This window comes from Aestuarium zhoushanense, from assembly GCF_056431045.1.
Genome location: NZ_JBWKMA010000023.1, coordinates 780,819 through 797,926 on the forward strand (window position 1 = coordinate 780,819; position 17,108 = coordinate 797,926).

Annotated in this window: 17 protein-coding genes and 1 tRNA gene; 10 read left to right on the forward strand and 8 right to left on the reverse strand. The window is 55.1% G+C overall.

The genetic code is table 11. From position 1 onward, the window contains the following. Positions 1 to 38: 38 nt before the first annotated feature. Positions 39 to 320: a hypothetical protein gene (locus AC07ED_RS15585; RefSeq protein ID WP_478242414.1), complete on the reverse strand. Its 282-nt coding sequence runs from the start codon at positions 318 to 320 to the stop codon at positions 39 to 41. A 259-nt stretch (positions 321 to 579) separates the two neighbouring features. On the opposite strand from AC07ED_RS15585, the gene AC07ED_RS15590 reads away from it, so the two are divergent. Beyond that, positions 580 to 1,227 carry a carbonic anhydrase gene (locus AC07ED_RS15590; protein WP_105236014.1) on the forward strand — a complete coding sequence of 216 codons (648 nt, stop codon included), beginning with the start codon at positions 580 to 582 and terminating at the stop codon, positions 1,225 to 1,227. A 578-nt stretch (positions 1,228 to 1,805) separates the two neighbouring features. Here the strand turns inward: AC07ED_RS15590 and AC07ED_RS15595 are convergent. From AC07ED_RS15595 to hemN, 4 genes are all read right to left on the reverse strand, one after another. Further along, the gene (locus tag AC07ED_RS15595; protein WP_105236013.1) at positions 1,806 to 2,828 is read right to left on the reverse strand and encodes an aspartate-semialdehyde dehydrogenase; all 1,023 of its coding nucleotides are present in this window, start codon (positions 2,826 to 2,828) and stop codon (positions 1,806 to 1,808) included. Between the two features lie 75 nt (positions 2,829 to 2,903). Further along, positions 2,904 to 4,082 carry an MFS transporter gene (locus AC07ED_RS15600; RefSeq protein WP_105236012.1) on the reverse strand — a complete coding sequence of 393 codons (1,179 nt, stop codon included), beginning with the start codon at positions 4,080 to 4,082 and terminating at the stop codon, positions 2,904 to 2,906. A 2-nt stretch (positions 4,083 to 4,084) separates the two neighbouring features. Continuing rightward, a complete protein-coding gene (locus tag AC07ED_RS15605; protein WP_211096411.1) occupies positions 4,085 to 4,633 on the reverse strand; it encodes a GNAT family N-acetyltransferase in 549 nt (182 codons plus the stop codon). A 55-nt stretch (positions 4,634 to 4,688) separates the two neighbouring features. Then, positions 4,689 to 6,044 (reverse strand): oxygen-independent coproporphyrinogen III oxidase, encoded by a 1,356-nt coding sequence (hemN, locus tag AC07ED_RS15610; protein ID WP_105236011.1) that lies wholly within the window; start codon positions 6,042 to 6,044, stop codon positions 4,689 to 4,691. A gap of 69 nt (positions 6,045 to 6,113) precedes the next feature. Here hemN and fnrL point away from each other — a divergent pair, with 69 nt between their 5' ends. After that, the gene (gene fnrL / locus AC07ED_RS15615; RefSeq protein WP_105236010.1) at positions 6,114 to 6,851 is read left to right on the forward strand and encodes a transcriptional regulator FnrL; all 738 of its coding nucleotides are present in this window, start codon (positions 6,114 to 6,116) and stop codon (positions 6,849 to 6,851) included. A gap of 31 nt (positions 6,852 to 6,882) precedes the next feature. Here fnrL and AC07ED_RS15620 read toward each other — a convergent pair whose 3' ends face one another. After that, positions 6,883 to 7,725 (reverse strand): universal stress protein, encoded by an 843-nt coding sequence (locus tag AC07ED_RS15620; RefSeq protein ID WP_105236009.1) that lies wholly within the window; start codon positions 7,723 to 7,725, stop codon positions 6,883 to 6,885. Between the two features lie 180 nt (positions 7,726 to 7,905). On the opposite strand from AC07ED_RS15620, the gene ccoN reads away from it, so the two are divergent. The 8 genes from ccoN to ccoS all read left to right on the forward strand — a co-directional run bounded on the left by ccoN (position 7,906) and on the right by ccoS (position 15,879). Continuing rightward, positions 7,906 to 9,501, forward strand: a complete 1,596-nt coding sequence (gene ccoN / locus AC07ED_RS15625) for a cytochrome-c oxidase, cbb3-type subunit I (protein WP_105236008.1) — start codon at positions 7,906 to 7,908, stop codon at positions 9,499 to 9,501. Between the two features lie 12 nt (positions 9,502 to 9,513). Then, positions 9,514 to 10,239: a cytochrome-c oxidase, cbb3-type subunit II gene (gene ccoO, locus AC07ED_RS15630; protein ID WP_105236007.1), complete on the forward strand. Its 726-nt coding sequence runs from the start codon at positions 9,514 to 9,516 to the stop codon at positions 10,237 to 10,239. Between the two features lie 12 nt (positions 10,240 to 10,251). After that, entirely contained in the window at positions 10,252 to 10,446 is a 195-nt protein-coding gene (locus AC07ED_RS15635) for a cbb3-type cytochrome oxidase subunit 3 (RefSeq protein WP_105236006.1), read from the forward strand. Beyond that, positions 10,443 to 11,375, forward strand: coding sequence for a cytochrome-c oxidase, cbb3-type subunit III (gene ccoP, locus AC07ED_RS15640; protein ID WP_105236005.1), 933 nt, complete (start codon positions 10,443 to 10,445; stop codon positions 11,373 to 11,375). The genes AC07ED_RS15635 and ccoP overlap by 4 nt, the downstream gene beginning before the upstream one ends. 269 nt (positions 11,376 to 11,644) lie before the next feature. Next, complete coding sequence (gene ccoG, locus AC07ED_RS15645) at positions 11,645 to 13,072, forward strand: cytochrome c oxidase accessory protein CcoG (RefSeq protein ID WP_105236004.1); 1,428 nt, start codon at positions 11,645 to 11,647, stop codon at positions 13,070 to 13,072. Beyond that, on the forward strand, positions 13,072 to 13,539 hold the full coding sequence (locus AC07ED_RS15650; protein WP_105236003.1) for a FixH family protein: 468 nt from the start codon (positions 13,072 to 13,074) through the stop codon (positions 13,537 to 13,539). The genes ccoG and AC07ED_RS15650 overlap by 1 nt, the downstream gene beginning before the upstream one ends. 2 nt (positions 13,540 to 13,541) lie before the next feature. Continuing rightward, positions 13,542 to 15,719 (forward strand): heavy metal translocating P-type ATPase, encoded by a 2,178-nt coding sequence (locus tag AC07ED_RS15655; RefSeq protein WP_105236002.1) that lies wholly within the window; start codon positions 13,542 to 13,544, stop codon positions 15,717 to 15,719. 1 nt (position 15,720) lies between these two features. Beyond that, positions 15,721 to 15,879, forward strand: a complete 159-nt coding sequence (gene ccoS, locus AC07ED_RS15660) for a cbb3-type cytochrome oxidase assembly protein CcoS (protein ID WP_067547259.1) — start codon at positions 15,721 to 15,723, stop codon at positions 15,877 to 15,879. A 55-nt stretch (positions 15,880 to 15,934) separates the two neighbouring features. Here ccoS and AC07ED_RS15665 read toward each other — a convergent pair. Together AC07ED_RS15665 and AC07ED_RS15670 are read right to left on the reverse strand one after the other, a co-directional pair. Then, a tRNA-Pro gene (locus AC07ED_RS15665) sits at positions 15,935 to 16,011 on the reverse strand. Positions 16,012 to 16,073: 62 nt separating this feature from the next. Next, positions 16,074 to 17,051 (reverse strand): DMT family transporter, encoded by a 978-nt coding sequence (locus AC07ED_RS15670; protein WP_067547256.1) that lies wholly within the window; start codon positions 17,049 to 17,051, stop codon positions 16,074 to 16,076. Positions 17,052 to 17,108: the final 57 nt, after the last annotated feature.

Here is a 17,108-nt window from a genome sequence, read left to right on the forward strand (position 1 = left end):
TAAAATTTTAGATGACATTATCTGAGTCCGTTGCGGTATCAAGGCTGCTTTGGTCCCATGACCTCTCCAAATATGCTGTGTGCTGCAAATTGGACAGTTCGTTCCAGCCGCGCGATGACGGCGCTGAGCGCTATTAAATCTGGCCGACGTGCGCATTCTGCAATGTGACCTGCGATCAAAGCGGCGTCCCCAAGTCCGATTTCTATGAGGCGTTTAGCTAAAACGTTTGCTAGGTCCGGCAAGGCCGCATGGGCACCCGCCTTATAAAATTTCTCAATTGAAACAAGGAGCCGATCCAGATGCTCAAAGGTTTCGATCAACTTGGCTTCGGCCTCTTCATCGTCGCAATCCTGCAAGATGCGATCGAGGGTTAAGCTAACAGAGAAACATTGGTGTCGTGGCACAAGGCGGACAACGCGCTGTGACCTCGGCATAGCATCAAGCCTATATGAAAACGGATCTTGCATGGGTTGGGTTTACCCAGAGGCGATTGGCAACTGGTTTACAGCAGAATGAAAAATGTCTCGAAATTCGGGAAAATGCCGCCTATTTGTGAAACCGTTCAGAAAGGGAGAAAAGATGGAATTCGTTCGACCACTGCCGGATTACTTGGTGCGCCGCTACCAAGGTTGGAAAGCGACCTCGTATACCGAAAACCGTGCGTGGTATCGGCGACTGGCTGATGAAGGGCAACGCCCGCGAGCCATGGTCATCTCGTGCTGTGACAGCCGCGTTCATGTGACGTCGATCTTTGGTGCAGATTCGGGCGAGTTCTTTATCCACCGCAACATCGCAAACCTTGTCCCGCCGTATAATCCCGATGGCGATCACCACGGCACGTCTGCCGCGGTCGAATATGCTGTGACAACGCTAAAAGTCGCGCATGTGATCGTTTTGGGTCACTCTCAATGCGGTGGCGTGGCTGGATGCGAGGCGATGTGCATGGGGCATGCGCCTGAGCTCGAAGACAAAACCTCTTTCGTGGGCACATGGCTCAACCTGTTGCGCCCCGGCTTTGAGCGTGTTCGCGAACTGCCAGACGAAGATCGTACGACTGCACTGGAGAAAGAGGCCGTTCTGGTCAGTTTGGAGAACCTCGCGACCTTCCCGTTTGTGAAAAAGGCTCTCGATGACGATATGCTGACGTTGCACGGACTTTGGAACAATATCGGCGACGGCACGTTGGATGCCTACGACCCCGCGTCGAAGAAATTCGTAGCTGTTTAATGAAAAAGGCGACCTAAGGGCCGCCTTTTCTACGTCAGGGGAAATTCCCTTAAATAGCGGTAACGCCGCGCAGTACGACAGGCCGTGACGCAATCAATTTGCGGTATCTGGCAAGCAATGCCGCACGGCGACGTTGGCGAGCTTTCATCACAAGTAACATCGTTTTCGTCCTGTGTTGTGGATCAGTGATCCGTTGTGACTGGTGGCTGCGGCCCGAGCTGGGCTTTGGCGGGGTGCTTCACATCCGGCAGCAAGCGAGGATTGGGACACGCTTGCCACCGGACAGAAGAAGGTTCGTCTTGACTGAGGCGATCAATGGTTGGGACATGCTCGCCTCAGGGTTAATCTACCTCAGGATGTTTAATAAATTCATCTGCGCGTAGGGGTGGCTGAGTGAGGGACGTGGGTAGGGCCACCCTATTCAATTGTAGGGGGTGTTTGCCGGATCGGGGCAGAGAACGTCCGTTCTTATTCTGTCTGAGAGATCAGGGTCTTAGCTGATGGCACATTTGATTCGATCTGAAACGAAAAAAGGCCGACCCAAAAGGCCGGCCTCTCATTATGATATAGCGTGGCGCTTAGCCTTTTCTCAGGCAGCGCTGACCGAGGACTTCTGCGATCTGAACAGCGTTTAGCGCAGCACCTTTGCGAAGGTTGTCCGAGACGCACCAGAAATTGATGCCGTTCTCAACGGTAACGTCCTGACGAATGCGGGAAATGAAGGTCGCATAGTCGCCTACGCATTCGATCGGAGTGACGTAGCCGCCAGCTTCACGCTTATCGATAACCATGATGCCTGGTGCTTCGCGCAGGATGTCGGTCGCTTCTTCCCAATCGAGGAATTCTTCGAACTCAACGTTGATCGATTCCGAGTGACCGACGAAAACAGGAACGCGCACGCAGGTCGCAGTCAGTTTGATGTTTTTGTCGAGGATCTTTTTGGTCTCGGTGACCATTTTCCACTCTTCTTTCGTGTCACCCGAGTCGAGGAACACGTCGATGTGTGGGATCACGTTGAACGCGATTTGCTTCGGGTAAACCGACGGAGCGACCTCTTGACCCGGGACATACATCCCCTTGGTCTGGTCCCAAAGCTCGTCAATTGCCTCTTTGCCCGTGCCAGAGACCGACTGGTATGTCGAAACAACAACGCGTTTGATCTTAGCGCGGTCGTGCAGCGGTTTCAGAGCGACAACCATCTGCGCGGTAGAGCAGTTCGGGTTCGCAATGATGTTTTTCTTTGTGTAGCCAACGACATCGTCAGCGTTCACTTCGGGAACGATCAACGGAACGTCTGGATCGTAGCGGTAAAGCGAGGAGTTATCGATGACAACGCAACCCGATGCTGCCGCTTTGGGCGCGTAGGTTTTGGTCGCGTCAGAACCGATTGCAAACAGAGCAATGTCCCAACCTGCGAAATCAAACGTGTCGAGGTCTTGGGTCTTAAGGGTCTTGTCGCCAAAGCTCACTTCGGTGCCCAGCGATCGACGGCTGGCCAGAGCGGCGATTTCATCAACCGGAAACTCGCGTTCAGCGAGGATATTGAGCATTTCGCGACCCACGTTGCCCGTGGCGCCAACGACGACGACTTTATAGCCCATTGGCTTCTCCTTGGTTTAACCAGTGGGGCGTATAGCTGCAAAGGGGGCCAAGTGGAAGAGGTCGATAAAGCCGCACTAGTCCTTTGTGTCTTTTGACCAGAGATAAACGATCAAACCTGCTGCCAAAAGGGCGGCGAAAAAGGCGAAAAGCCTGCTGTAGGATTCGGCGGCTGTCGTCGTCCCGCTCCAAAGTGCGGCGGTGAGTGGCTTTGCTGAGGTTTGGATGAGGCCGACCGCGCCGATAGAGCACAGGTTCATAAGCGTTACCCCGCGACCAACGAGGTGCGGTGGAAGGAACCCGCGTCCATGTGCCATGATCATTGGGTAAGACGCGCCAAAGAAGCCAATTGCAGAGAGCAGGATCGTTGCGCTGAGTAGTCCTTGGTCTGGCCAAATCGCGAGGGCGACGCATGCCAGCATCCCCATAAAGTTCCCGACCCAAACAATCCATTTCCGTGTGCCAAATACGCGGTCCAATGGACCGTAGGCAAAGCTGCCAATGATCATCGCGATGGCCATGAAAAAGGTCACGTTTCCGATGACTGCGCCGTCGACGTTGAAAACCGATTGCAGATAGGGGCCTGACCATAGGCCGCGCAACGCTGCAGACGGCACATAGATCACCATCAAGAACAATAAGATCGGCCAGAGTGCTGGTATCTTTAGAACATCCATCACGCTTCCTTTTTGGCTGTGCGTGACGCGTTCTGGGTTTTCGACAATTACTACGATCAGGACCGCGATTGAGAGCGTCAGTGCCGCTAGCCCCAGCACTGTAGGCCGCCAGCCGAATGCCTCAATAGCCCAAGCAAGCGGCGCAGAACTCATAATATTCCCTAGTGACCCTAGCCCCACCATCATCGCGGCAAGTGAGGCGAACGCGGCGGGCGAATAGGTGCGGGCAAAGATATAGTATGAGGCCATCAGGACTGGAGCGCAGCCGATCCCGATGAGGCCCATCGCAACCGTGATGTGCCACGGCGCGGTCGCCATTGAAAACAATGCGGCGCCCCCAGCACCTCCAACTGCAAACACGACAGCGGCAGTCAGTTTTGGTCCAATACGGTCGAGAGCTTCGCCGATCGGGATCTGCATTGCTGCAAATGTCAGAAACCAAACACCAGACGCCGTGGCGAGTTGTTCGACAGTTGCGCCAGTTTCGGCGGTTAAGGTCGGTGCCAGAACCGCCATGAAAGCTCTGAAGAACTGGCTCATTCCGTAGGCCAAAATCAGGACGATGATGCCGAGACGCATTTTTAGCTGTTTCCCGACGGCAAAGCCGCGTTCCAGTCAGCCTGAGAGACCGTGTAGCATTTCCACGGTTGCACGGCGCCGTCGCCTAAAGAGAGATCAGCGTCATAGCGCCACCTCGCACCGATTTTCACGCTCGCTTTTTGGGAGCGGATATTTGATGGCGCAATATGCAACCAAACCTCGTCGAAGATTTCGAAAACATACTCCAGCATCAGCCGCTTGAACGCCCGATTGGTCGCGCCACCCCAATATTTGCAGTCGATAAAGGTATAGCCGATGGAAATGCTGTTGGGCACATCGGGGGCGGGATAGTAACGAGAACAGCCAATGACTTCCCCTTGTTCCGTGCGGAGAATGACCGTTTCCTTGCTCGCAAGAAGGCTATCGAAATACGGATCAAAGACCTCGCGCTTGTAGCGGTCGCTGGCGGGGTGCCCTGCCCAAGTCACAGGATCCGACGCAGCATGGTAGAGGGCATCGCGATCAGCTTCGGTCATCGGGGAAATAGAATAACCGTAGCCAGAGCGGGTAGGTTGGGGATCAAATGCCATGATGTCCTCAATTTGATCAAATCAAGGACATCATTAGCTGGCAAAATCGAACAGGTCAAAGGGCGCGACTGTGTCGCCCTTCTGGCATCTGATACGCGTCGATCTTTTGAGCGCACAGGCGCGCGATCAGGCGCGCATGTTCGTTCAGGCGGATCACGTTGTTCTTGACTACCATTTGGTCGTGGAACTGATCGATCATCGGTTGGACCATCTTTTGAATGGTTGAAAGCGGCAGGCCATGTTCCGCGGCAATTTCAGCGAGATCGAGTTCAAAGCTGCACATCAACTTTTCAATTATATCGCTGCGCAAAGTGTCATCGTCGCTCATGGCGTGACCACGCGCCGTTGCCAGCTGCCCACTTTCAATCGCAAAAGCGTATTTCGAAGAGGTCGAAATATTCTGCGCGAAACCTTGCGGATATTTCGAAATTGCCGACGCGCCCAAGCCGATTAAGACCTTAGCGGTATCGTCCGTGTAGCCTTGGAAGTTGCGATGCATCGTCCCTGCTTTGTCTGCCGTTGCAAGGCTATCTTCGGGGCGGGCGTAGTGGTCAATGCCGATCTCTTGGTAGCCGTCCCACATGAACAAATCGCGGGCGATGTCGAACAGGTCGAGACGTGTTTCCGCGTCCGGGAGAGCCTCTGCGGGGATCATAACTTGACGCTTAGCCATCCACGGAACGTGGGCGTAACCGTAGAGCGCAACTCGATCTGGCGACAGCGATAGAACGCGCTGAACAGAATCCGCCATCCGTTCGCGGGTTTGGTGCGGAAGGCCATATAGGATGTCCATATTCACCGATTTGATGCCCGCATCACGAAGCATCGTGACCACATCACGCGTTTGATCAAATGTTTGCTGACGGCCTATCGCGTCTTGAACGGCTGGATCAAAATCCTGAACGCCAATTGACGCACGTGTCATGCCGATTTTAACCAAGGCGTCGATGCGGGCTTGGTCGACCTCCGTCGGATCAATCTCTACCGAGAATTGAAGATCGTCGGCCATTGGGCGGAAGGAGTTTACCGCTTCGCCGAGTTCGAGGATCAAATCAGTAGGGAGCAACGTCGGTGTGCCGCCGCCTAAGTGGATTTGACTGATCAGCACATCCTTTGGCAGGTGTGCATCAATCAACGCCAGCTCTTTTTTCAACAATTTCAAGTAGGGAACCAACGGACGGTCCGTGCTTGTCCCTTGTGTGCGGCAAGCGCAGAACCAACACAGTCGTCTGCAGTACGGGATGTGTAAATACAACGAAACCCGTTCGCCCGAAGGAACGGCCTGCAACCATTGCGCGGTCGTGTCGGGAGAGACATTCCCGTTAAAGTGATTGGCAGGTGGGTAGCTCGTATATCGTGGCGCGCGAGCGTCAAAGAGTCCCAATTCCCGCAATCTGCTACGGGTTTCCATTGTGTATCCCTCCAAAAAATGGGTTATAGTAGTTCCTTAATAACTGCGCGAACCAGGATTGTTTTTGCGATGAGTCAAATCTCGCTCGATATTCAGTGCCAAGAATGTCCAATTCGTCATCGGGCCGTATGTGCCAAATGCGATTCAGACGAACTCGAAGCACTGGAGTTGATCAAATACTATCGGAACTACGAGGCCGGTCAGTCGATCGCGTGGGCCGGTGATGAACTGACGTTTGTGGCGTCGGTCGTGCGGGGCGTTGCAAGTCTGAGCCAGACACTTGAGGATGGTCGGACCCAGATGGTTGGGCTGTTGTTGCCGTCCGATTTTATTGGTCGCCCGGGTCGTGCACATTCGCCCTATGACGTCATCGCAGTGAGCGATGTGACGCTTTGTTGTTTTCGCCGCAAACCGTTCGAACAGCTCTTGATGACGACGCCGCACGTTGCGGAACGCCTTCTAGATATGACGCTGGACGAATTGGACGCGGCGCGTGAATGGATGCTGATCTTGGGTCGCAAGACTGCACGCGAGAAAATCGCGAGCCTTTTGGCAATCATTGCACGGCGTGAATCTGTGATTGGAATGTCTTCATTGTCAGGTCAGATTAATATCAATCTGCCGCTCACGCGGGAGGCGATGGCGGACTATTTGGGTCTAACACTCGAAACTGTGAGCCGTCAGATTTCCGCGCTGAAACGCGAAGGTATTATTCATCTAGATGGAAAACGGCGCATTCGTGTCGATGATTTTCAAGCCTTGTTGCTCGAAACGGGCGACGACATGGATGGCGGGATGATCCCATAAAAGAGGCGGCCACTGGCCGCCTTTTTCATCTTTAATGTGACATCAAAAGTGGGATTTCTGTCCGCTCAAGGAGGTCGCGCGTTGCTCCTCCCAAGATTGATTCGCGGAAACGGGAGTGGCCATAGGCGCCCATCACGATCAAATCGCAGCCATGTTCGGTCGCAAACCGTATCATGACATCAGAAACACGCGGCATTGTGCGGGCGAGGATGGATACTTCAGCCCGAATTCCGTGACGCGACAGCATCATGCAGATTGCACCACCGGGATCGGACCGCTCAGGTGAATGGCTTGGCGGATCGATCATTACGATATCGACCTGATCAGCCGCAGCGAGAATCGGAATAGCTGCACGGATCGCAGCAAAACTTTCGCTGCTTTCGTTCCACGCAATCGCAACGCGCTTGAAGGGTTCAACACCTACAGGACCCGTTTCGGGCACCACAAGAACAGGTGCGCCGGTGCCAAAGAGTTCGGCTTCGAGGACATTGACCTGAAGTGGGCCGCGGTTTTTGCCGTAGGGCTTCGAGGCAACGATAAGATCAGAGTAGCGGGCAAGACGCGCAACCAGTGTGTCCAGACCCATCTGAGGAATAACGACCGCTTGCGTTGAAAGCGCGCCCTTTTCGCCAGGTAGATGCTCAAGCGCCCATTTTTCAAGGCTTTCAGCGCGGGCGCGGGCTTCGGCGAGGCCGGTTTCGACCATGATGGCAGAAGTGCCGCCAGGCATTGGGTCGTAGCGTGCGGGGTCGATGCCAACACAATGTACATCTAGATGCGCGTCTAACCGGCCCGCGATTGTATGAGCTGTCACCAGCGCGTCTAAGTCAGCCGCGCTATCAGTTATAACGACCGAAATGGTCTTGTAAGGCATTTCATACTCCCGTGATGGTCATGCTCTATCGGCACGTTTGGACCTGTATTGGGTAGCAAAAGAAGGCTCACGATAACTTGACATGGATCAAGGCAGTTGAGCCGGATGGGTGGGAAACCCCAACCAGAGCAAAAGTCCTGCGAAACGAATCCACGCAGGCAGAAGAAGGGAACGTTTGATATGTGGGATTGGATTAAAATAGTGGTGTTGGGGGTTGTCGCCCTTGCCGCCGCAGTTGCCGCGAACTTCGCGCGCGACCTGGCTTATCAGGTCCATGCGTTGATCGTGATGGCCGTCGCTGCCGGCCTCTTTATTTGGTCGGTGCGTCGCGCCGGCGAACCTAAATCTGCGCCCGAGACCGGCTACATGGACGGCGTCGTGCGGTATGGGGTCATCGCGACCACCTTCTGGGGCCTTGCTGGCTTCTTGGTGGGGACGTTTATTGCGTTCCAGCTTGCGTTCCCTGCGCTTAACTTTGAATTTTTACAGGGCTTCGGCAACTTCGGTCGCCTGCGTCCGCTGCACACCTCTGCAGTTATTTTCGCATTTGGTGGTAACGCACTTATCGCGACATCGTTCTACATCGTTCAGCGCACTTCGGCTGCTCGTCTTTGGGGCGGCAACCTCGCGTGGTTCGTGTTCTGGGGTTACAACCTGTTCATCGTTCTGGCCGCAACTGGCTACCTGATGGGCGCAACCCAGTCGAAAGAATACGCAGAGCCGGAATGGTACGTTGACCTTTGGTTGACTGTCGTTTGGGTCGCATACCTGCTGGTGTTCCTCGGAACGATCATCAAACGTAAAGAGCCGCACATCTACGTTGCGAACTGGTTCTTCCTGTCGTTCATCGTCACCATCGCGATGCTTCACATTGTGAACAACCTGGTTGTTCCAGTGTCGATCTTCGGTTCGCGTTCGGTTCAAGTGATGTCTGGCGTTCAAGACGCGATGACACAGTGGTGGTACGGCCACAACGCTGTGGGCTTCTTCCTGACCGCTGGCTTCCTCGGCATGATGTACTACTTCGTACCAAAACAGGCTGAACGTCCCGTTTATTCTTATAAACTGTCGATCATCCACTTCTGGGCGCTGATCTTCCTGTACATCTGGGCTGGTCCGCACCACCTCCACTACACCGCTCTGCCTGACTGGGCTTCGACCCTTGGTATGGTGTTCTCGATCGTGCTGTGGATGCCGTCGTGGGGTGGCATGATCAACGGTCTGATGACCCTGTCTGGTGCATGGGATAAACTGCGCACTGACCCGATCATCCGCATGATGGTTATCTCCATCGGCTTCTACGGTATGTCGACTTTCGAAGGCCCGATGATGTCGATCCGCGCAGTGAACGCACTGTCGCACTACACCGACTGGACCATCGGTCACGTTCACTCTGGCGCTCTTGGCTGGAACGGCATGATCACCTTTGGTGCTCTGTACTTCCTGACACCGCGTCTGTGGGGCCGTGCATCGCTCTATAGCCTCCGCATGGTGAGCTGGCACTTCTGGCTCGCAACGATCGGCATCGTTCTCTACGCCGCGTCGATGTGGGTAACCGGCATCATGGAAGGCCTGATGTGGCGCGAAGTTGATGCGAACGGCTTCCTTGTGAACTCCTTCGCTGACACCGTTGCTGCGAAATTCCCGATGTATGTGCTGCGTGGCACAGGTGGCATTCTCTACCTCGCTGGCGCACTCATCATGGCCTACAACCTGTGGATGACAGCATTCAGCAAGCGCGTGCCTGCTGCCGCTGCTGTCGCCGCTGCAGAATAAGGAGATCGGGAAATGGGTATCCTTGATAAACACAAGGTTCTGGAAAAGAACGCCACCCTGCTTCTGGTCGGTGCACTTGGTGTAGTTACCATCGGCGGGATCGTAGAAATCGCTCCGCTCTTCTATCTGGAGAACACCATCGAGGACGTAGAGGGCATGCGCCCCTACTCCCCGCTGGAGTTGGCGGGTCGTGAAATCTACATCCGTGAAGGCTGCTATGTCTGCCACTCGCAGATGATCCGCCCGATGCGCGATGAGGTCGAACGTTACGGCCACTACTCGCTGGCAGCGGAATCGCAGTATGACCACCCGTTCCAGTGGGGCTCCAAACGTACAGGTCCTGACCTTGCACGTGTTGGCGGTCGTTACTCGAACGAATGGCATGTGGATCACCTCGTGAGCCCGCAGTCGGTTGTGCCTGAATCGGTTATGCCGAAATACAGCTTCCTGCTGAATCGTGAGCTGGAGCCGACCTATATCGCTGACCTCATGTCCACCCACGCGGTTGTTGGTGTTCCTTACACCGAAGAAATGATCGCAAGCGCTACCGCTGACTTTGAAGTTCAAGTCAATCCGGATGGCGATTGGGATGGTCTGGTAGAGCGCTATCCGGGTGCAGTCGTCGCAAACTTCGACGGCCAACCCGAGCTGACCGAGATGGACGCATTGATCGCCTATCTCCAGATGCTTGGCACTCTGGTTGATTTCTCCACCTTTGAACCTGATGCGAGCCGCTAAGGAGACTGTGAGATGAACTATCACATTTTCCGCGAAATCGCAGACAGCTGGGTGCTATTGGCGATGTTTGTCTTCTTTGTGGGTGCGATTGTTTTCGCTTTCCGTCCGGGTAGCCGGACGGTCCACGACGAAGCGGCAAGCGTGCTGTTTCGGCACGAAGATGCCCCTGCACCTGACACAAACGTTGATCTGGAGGCTCGGACATGAGCACGCGTAATGATAAAAAAGAGGTCGAAACGACCGGCCATTCTTGGGATGGCATCGAAGAGTACAACAACCCGCTTCCGCGTTGGTGGGTCTGGGTGTTCTATGCAACGATCGCATGGGGCATCTGGTACACCGTCGCTTACCCTGCTTGGCCGGGTCTAAAAGAAGCAACTGCCGGTTACCTCGGTTTCTCGACCCGCGCACGGGTTGCGAATGAGATGGCAGCGGTTGATGCAGCAAACGCTGATATGGTCGCCGCGCTGGAGACTGTTGATCTGGCCGCTCTGAAAGACGACGAAAACCTTCACGGCTTTGCTGTGAACATGGGTTCGGCTGTCTTCAAAGCGAACTGCTCTCAGTGTCACGGTTCGGGTGCAGCTGGTGCCAAGGGTTACCCAGCTCTCATCGACGACGACTGGATCTGGGGTGGCCGTATCGACGAGATCGCATATACTGTGACCAACGGTATCCGTAACGAACAGTCGTTCTCGGCTCGTGGTTACGGCGGTGTGATGCCGTCCTTCGCAGACGTTTTCTCTGGCGAAGAAACCAGTGCGGTTGTTGCATACGTTCGCGGTATCTCGGGCCAAGAGCACGACGCAGCTTTGGCTGCTGAAGGCGAAACCCTGTTCCTCGACAACTGTGCATCGTGCCACGGTGACGCAGGTATGGGCAGCCTTGCCGCTACTCGTGAATACGAAGATCCGACCGCACTTTACCCTGATGGTGAAATGACTGGTGCTCTGAACCTCACAGATGCCATTTGGCTCTACGGCGGTGATGAAGCAGCGATCACTGAAACCCTTGTCAAAGGTCGCGCAGGTGTCATGCCTGCGTGGTCCGAAGAGTTCCGTCCTGGTTCTGGCCTGTCGGCTGCTGAAATCAATGCAGTTTCCGCCTACGTCCACCAGCTTGGTGGCGGTCAGTAAAAGAATTTTCGACGCGGTGTTGCAGCCGCCGCGTCGAAATCCATCGGTCTAGCCCCCTGTTCGCGCATGACGCCTGACCGATGACTTCCCTCTGGCGAAAGGGCCACACCCTCGGCTGGTTTCACCGCCGAGGGTGTTTTCTTTTGCGAATTACGAAAAATTTAATCCTGAATCGCTCGTGTGACAATTACTGTTGATCTGAGTCAAAGCGACTTGAATGCTCTCGTTCCAAAAGGGGACAATGCGAACAGCCATATTAGGATTTAATTATGTCTTCTCCTGAGGCCCCAGAACAACTTTACGCCGCCCGCGAACCTGTATTTCCGCGTCGTGTTAAGGGGAAATTCCGTAATCTTAAGTGGCTGATCATGATCGTAACCTTGGGGATCTATTACCTGACCCCATGGATTCGCTGGGACCGTGGACCGGAACTGCCAGATCAGGCGGTTCTCGTTGACCTTGCCAGCCGTCGCTTCTTCTTCTTCTGGATCGAAATTTGGCCGCACGAGTTTTATTTCGTGGCTGGCTTGCTGATTATGGCGGGCCTTGGTCTGTTTCTTTTTACCTCTGCGTTGGGGCGGGTTTGGTGTGGATATGCTTGCCCGCAAACCGTCTGGACCGACCTGTTCATCCTTGTTGAGCGATGGGTTGAGGGCGACCGCAACGCCCGTGTCCGTCTTTGGAATGCAAAATGGAGCGTGAACAAAGCGCGCCTTCGTCTGACGAAGTGGGTGCTTTGGGCGTTGATTGCTCTGGCAACTGGCGGCGCGTGGGTCTTCTATTTCACCGATGCGCCGACGCTTCTTGTTAATCTGGTGAACGGTTCCGCGCACCCGATTGCCTATACCACTGTGTTCATTTTGACCGCGACGACCTTCTTCTTTGGCGGCATCGCGCGTGAACAGGTTTGTATCTACGCTTGCCCGTGGCCTCGTATCCAAGCTGCAATGATGGACGAAGATACCATCACAATCGGTTATCGTCATTGGCGCGGTGAGCCTCGCGGCAAACTCAAAAAACAGGCTGTAGATGCTAATCAAGGTGATTGCATCGACTGTATGGCTTGCGTGAACGTTTGTCCGATGGGGATCGACATTCGGAACGGTCAGCAGATGGAGTGTATCACCTGTGGTCTGTGTATCGACGCCTGCGACGAGATGATGGACAAGATCGGTAAGCCGCGTGGTCTGGTCGACTATCTCGCTCTCAAGGACGAAGAGTCCGAGACGCAGGGCAAACCAACGATCCCGGTGCTGAAGCATATCCTGCGTCCACGCACGATCCTCTACACCGCGCTGTGGTCTATCGTTGGCTTTGCTCTCGTGTTCGCGCTGTTCATTCGTTCGGATATCGATATGACGGTATCGCCTGTGCGTAACCCAACCTTTATCGTGAAGTCTGATGGCACCATCCGTAACGTTTATGAGGTTCGCCTCCGCAACAAACACGGTGAAGCACGTCCATTTGGGTTGGCTCTGAATAATGGCTCCGAACTTAACTTGGATGTTGAGGGCTCTGAGGGCACCATCATCACCGTGAATGCTGATGAAATGAAAAACGTTCGTGTCTATGTTGAAGCTCCAGCAGGCAGCGAGGCCGCCTCGTCCGAGCGTGTGCCGTTCACGTTCTGGGTCACTGATCTGACCAATCAGGAACGTGCGTCTGTCGATACGATCTTTAACGGAAGGAACAATTGATGCTCGGTTTCTTTAAGGCCCCAATCACAGGCCCAAAGTTCTTTGCAATCTTTGCGTCATTCTTTGTGGTGATTATTGCTGTGAACTTGGTCATGGCTTTCAGCGCAATTCGGACGTTCCCCGGTCTTGAAGTGAAAAACTCATACGTCGCGAGCCAAGAGTTCGACCGCGAACGGGCAGAGCAGATTGCCTTGGGTTGGACGGCTGAGGCGCGGGTGGAGGGTGATGAGTTGATCCTTGAGCTAATTGGCGCTGATGGACAACCTGTCGGCGACGCGCAAATCGGCGGCATCTTTGGCCGCCCGACCAACGTGCGTGATGACCAAACGCCAGAGTTTGTGTTCGATGGGCGCGTTTATCGCGCGCCGATCCACTCTGCGCCGGGGAATTGGGACTTCCGTCTCAAAGCCGTCGCCGCTGATGGCACCAATTTTCATCAAAGGCTTCAGGTGAAGTTCGGAAGTTAATCATGAGCACCGCTGAATATCCCGGAGTTGCTGCTTGTCCCGCCTGTGTGGCAACTCCAATCGCCATCCGTCGTGCCGCGAAAGACGCGACCGAAGGTAGTCGCGAATTGCATTTGTCTCTTCCGACGATCCACTGCGCGGCCTGTATCCAGACGGTTGAACGCGGGCTCCTCGCTCGGGAAGAGATCGAGGATGCGCGGGTAAACTTGACCCGCAAACGGGCAACCGTGCGGGTTCCTGCTACCACAAGCGACGAAGACGTCGTCGCGTTCATCGCGGGCCTTGGCTACGAGGCAACTCCGCTGGACAGCGCGACGCTCTCAGTGGGCGAGGCGGACCGTTCGGCGCGTGATCTGGCCATGCGATTGGGCGTGGCTGGCTTCTCGATGATGAACGTGATGTTGCTGTCGGTCGCCGTGTGGTCGGGGGCAACGGACGCAACACGCGATTTGTTCCATTGGCTGTCGGCCTTGATCGCGCTGCCGACCATCGTGTTTTCGGCTCGTCCGTTTTACACCAGCGCATGGCGCGCGCTAAAGGTCGCTCACCTGAACATGGATGTGCCGATCACGTTGGCGATTTTGCTCGCGGCTGGCATGTCATTGTTTGAAACGATCAGCCATGGCGACCATGCGTACTTCGATGCAGCCTTGTCGCTGACGTTCTTCTTGTTGGCAGGTCGTTACCTCGATCAAAAAATGCGCAGTGTTGCGCGATCCGCCGCGACAGAGCTCGCCGCAATGGAAGCACCGACCGCCCTGCGGATTGGTGAGAACGCCGCGGAAACCGTGTCCCTCAAAGACGTTGCTGTTGGCGACCTTCTGCTCGTTCAGCCGGGGGGGCGTGTGCCTGTCGACGGTGAAGTGGTCGGCGGTGCATCCGAATTAGACCGCGCATTCCTCACGGGTGAAACGGATCCCGTTGCGGTCAGTGTCGGCACCGAAGTGAAAGCGGGCGAGGTCAACTTGACAGGCGCACTGCAAATTCGGGCCACAGCTGTTGGTGAGAATACGTTGCTACACGCGCTGGCTGACCTTGTGTCGATGGCAGAGCAGGCGAAGTCCAAATACAATTCTTTGGCTGACCGTGCGGCCCGTATTTACGCGCCACTCGTCCATATACTTGCGTTCGCGGCCTTCGTTTTCTGGCTCTGGATGACGGGCGGGGATGTGCGGCATGCGATGAATATCGCCGTCGCGGTTCTGATCATCACTTGCCCCTGTGCATTGGGTCTAGCGGTTCCTGCCGTCTCGACTGTGGCATCGGGACGTTTGTTCAAAGCGGGGCTACTGGTCAAACATGCGACCGCGCTCGAACGCCTCGCAGAGATTGACGAGGTGGTGTTCGATAAGACTGGGACGCTCACAAAAGGGACGCCCCAGCTCATCACCCAGTTGGACCCTCAAGTGCATGCGATCGCGTCTGCATTGGCCCAAGGGTCGGGCCACCCGCGGTCCAAGGCGATTGTTGCTGCGGGGAGGGACCTTGATCTGCCGTCCGTGACGGTGACCGATATAACTGAGCAGCCAGGCATGGGGGTTCAAGGTCTACTCGATGGTCGGACGGTGCGTTTGGGACGCGCCGAATGGATTGGGGTTGAGGGCGAGAGCGCTACAATCCTCGATATCGACGGGCAAATCTTTGCGCTTCAATTCGAAGATGCGCTGCGCGATGGGGCGGCGGAGTTGATTGCGGGTCTCAAGGCGATGGGAATGCCAGTGACCTTGTTGTCGGGCGACACGACCGCTGCCGTGTCCAAGCTCGCAGATGAACTGTTGATCACCGATTGGCAGGCGGGCGTATTGCCGCAAGACAAGGCCGACGTTCTGCGTGAGAAAGCGGCGCAGGGTAAACGGGTCCTGATGGTTGGTGACGGTTTGAACGACGTTGGCGCGCTGGCTCTTGCTCATGTGTCGATCGCACCAGCTTCGGCGCTAGAGGCTACTCGGGTCGCCGCGGATATGGTGTTGGTGAGTGGGAACCTCTCACGGATCATGGATGGCATCAAAACCGCGAAATCGGCTCGATCTCGAATCCTTGAGAACTTTGCCGTTGCGGCGGTCTATAATATGATTGCTGTGCCGATTGCCTTTATGGGCTTTGCAACACCTCTTGCGGCGGCAATTGCTATGTCATCCTCGTCGATTATCGTTTCACTCAACGCACTACGGACCAAGTAATATGGAAGTTCTGTCACTCCTCATTCCTGTATCGCTGTGCTTGGGTGCCGTCGGTCTATTTGGGTTTTTCTGGACGATGCGGTCCAAGCAATACGAAGATCCCGATGGTGATGCAGCTCGGATTTTGCGGACTGATTACGACGATCATCCGGCAGATTGATTGAGCTGCAGAGCAGACAACAAAAAAGGCGCCCAATCGGCGCCTTCTTCGTAATTGGTCGGAGCGAGAGGATTCGAACCTCCGACCCCCTGCTCCCGAAGCAGGTGCGCTACCAGGCTGCGCTACGCTCCGACCGTGGAGTGCGGGTTACAGTTTCCATAGGGGATTTGCAAGGCCCTTGGAGCCCAATTCGTTTAGGAATTTCCGCCCTGTTTGACCTTGAGAATACGCATCAAAACGGAGACCCGAGGAGAGGTAACAGTTTCGCTCCGAAGGCGGGTTTGGGACACTGGTTTGGTGTTCGATGCGCCACGAGTTTCGCGTAAGACGATGTATATACCAGAGGCGATGATGATCGATGCACCGATGACCGTAGGCGCATCGAGTTTCTCACCGAACAGAAAGTATCCATAAACTGTCGCCCAAATGATCTGACTATATTGCATCGGTGCGACGATCGCAGCCTCACCAGAGCGATAGGCCTGAATAAAGAGGAACGATGCGACCAGACCGAAGAGCGCGATAATGCCGGTCATGCCCAGATGCTCGATCTCCATTGGTTGGTAGACAAACGGCATGGCAATCGCCATCGCCGCGAAGTTGCCCAGCATCGGGTACATCAACATGACGACAGAGCGTTCTTCTGCCCCAATCTTGCGCGAGATGATCGCTACAACGGCGTTGGTCACCGCAGCAAACATCGCTGCGAAATGACCCAGTGACAACTCCGAACTGCCAGGGCGCAGCACGATGATTACCCCGATCAAACCGACGATAACGGCCAGCCAACGATGAATACCTACTTTTTCACCCAACAGGGGGATCGCCAAAATGGTGATCAACAACGGTGAGGCAAAGAGGATTGCGTAGGTCTGCGCCAATTCGAGCACGGTGAAGGCGTAGAAGGCGCAAACGCCCGTATTTACCATGCACGCCATCCGCAGGGCCATCCAGTATGGGTGACGCGGGATGAGGTTATCAGCCTCAGTGTCGCGCATCAGGATGATCGTGACCAATGGGAAGCTCAACAAGGCCGCAAAGAAAATGATCTGGAACGCGCCAAAGCCCGCTTCGCCCAGATACTTCACAACGACGTCGTGGGTTGCGTAGATACCCATCGCGCCCAAGGCATAAAACGCCCCTTTTACGTTGCTCTTTGCGTATTCCGCCATGGTGCCTCCGTTTGCGCTAACCCAGCTATGAAGCGGGTTTTGGCGTGGTGCAAGTGA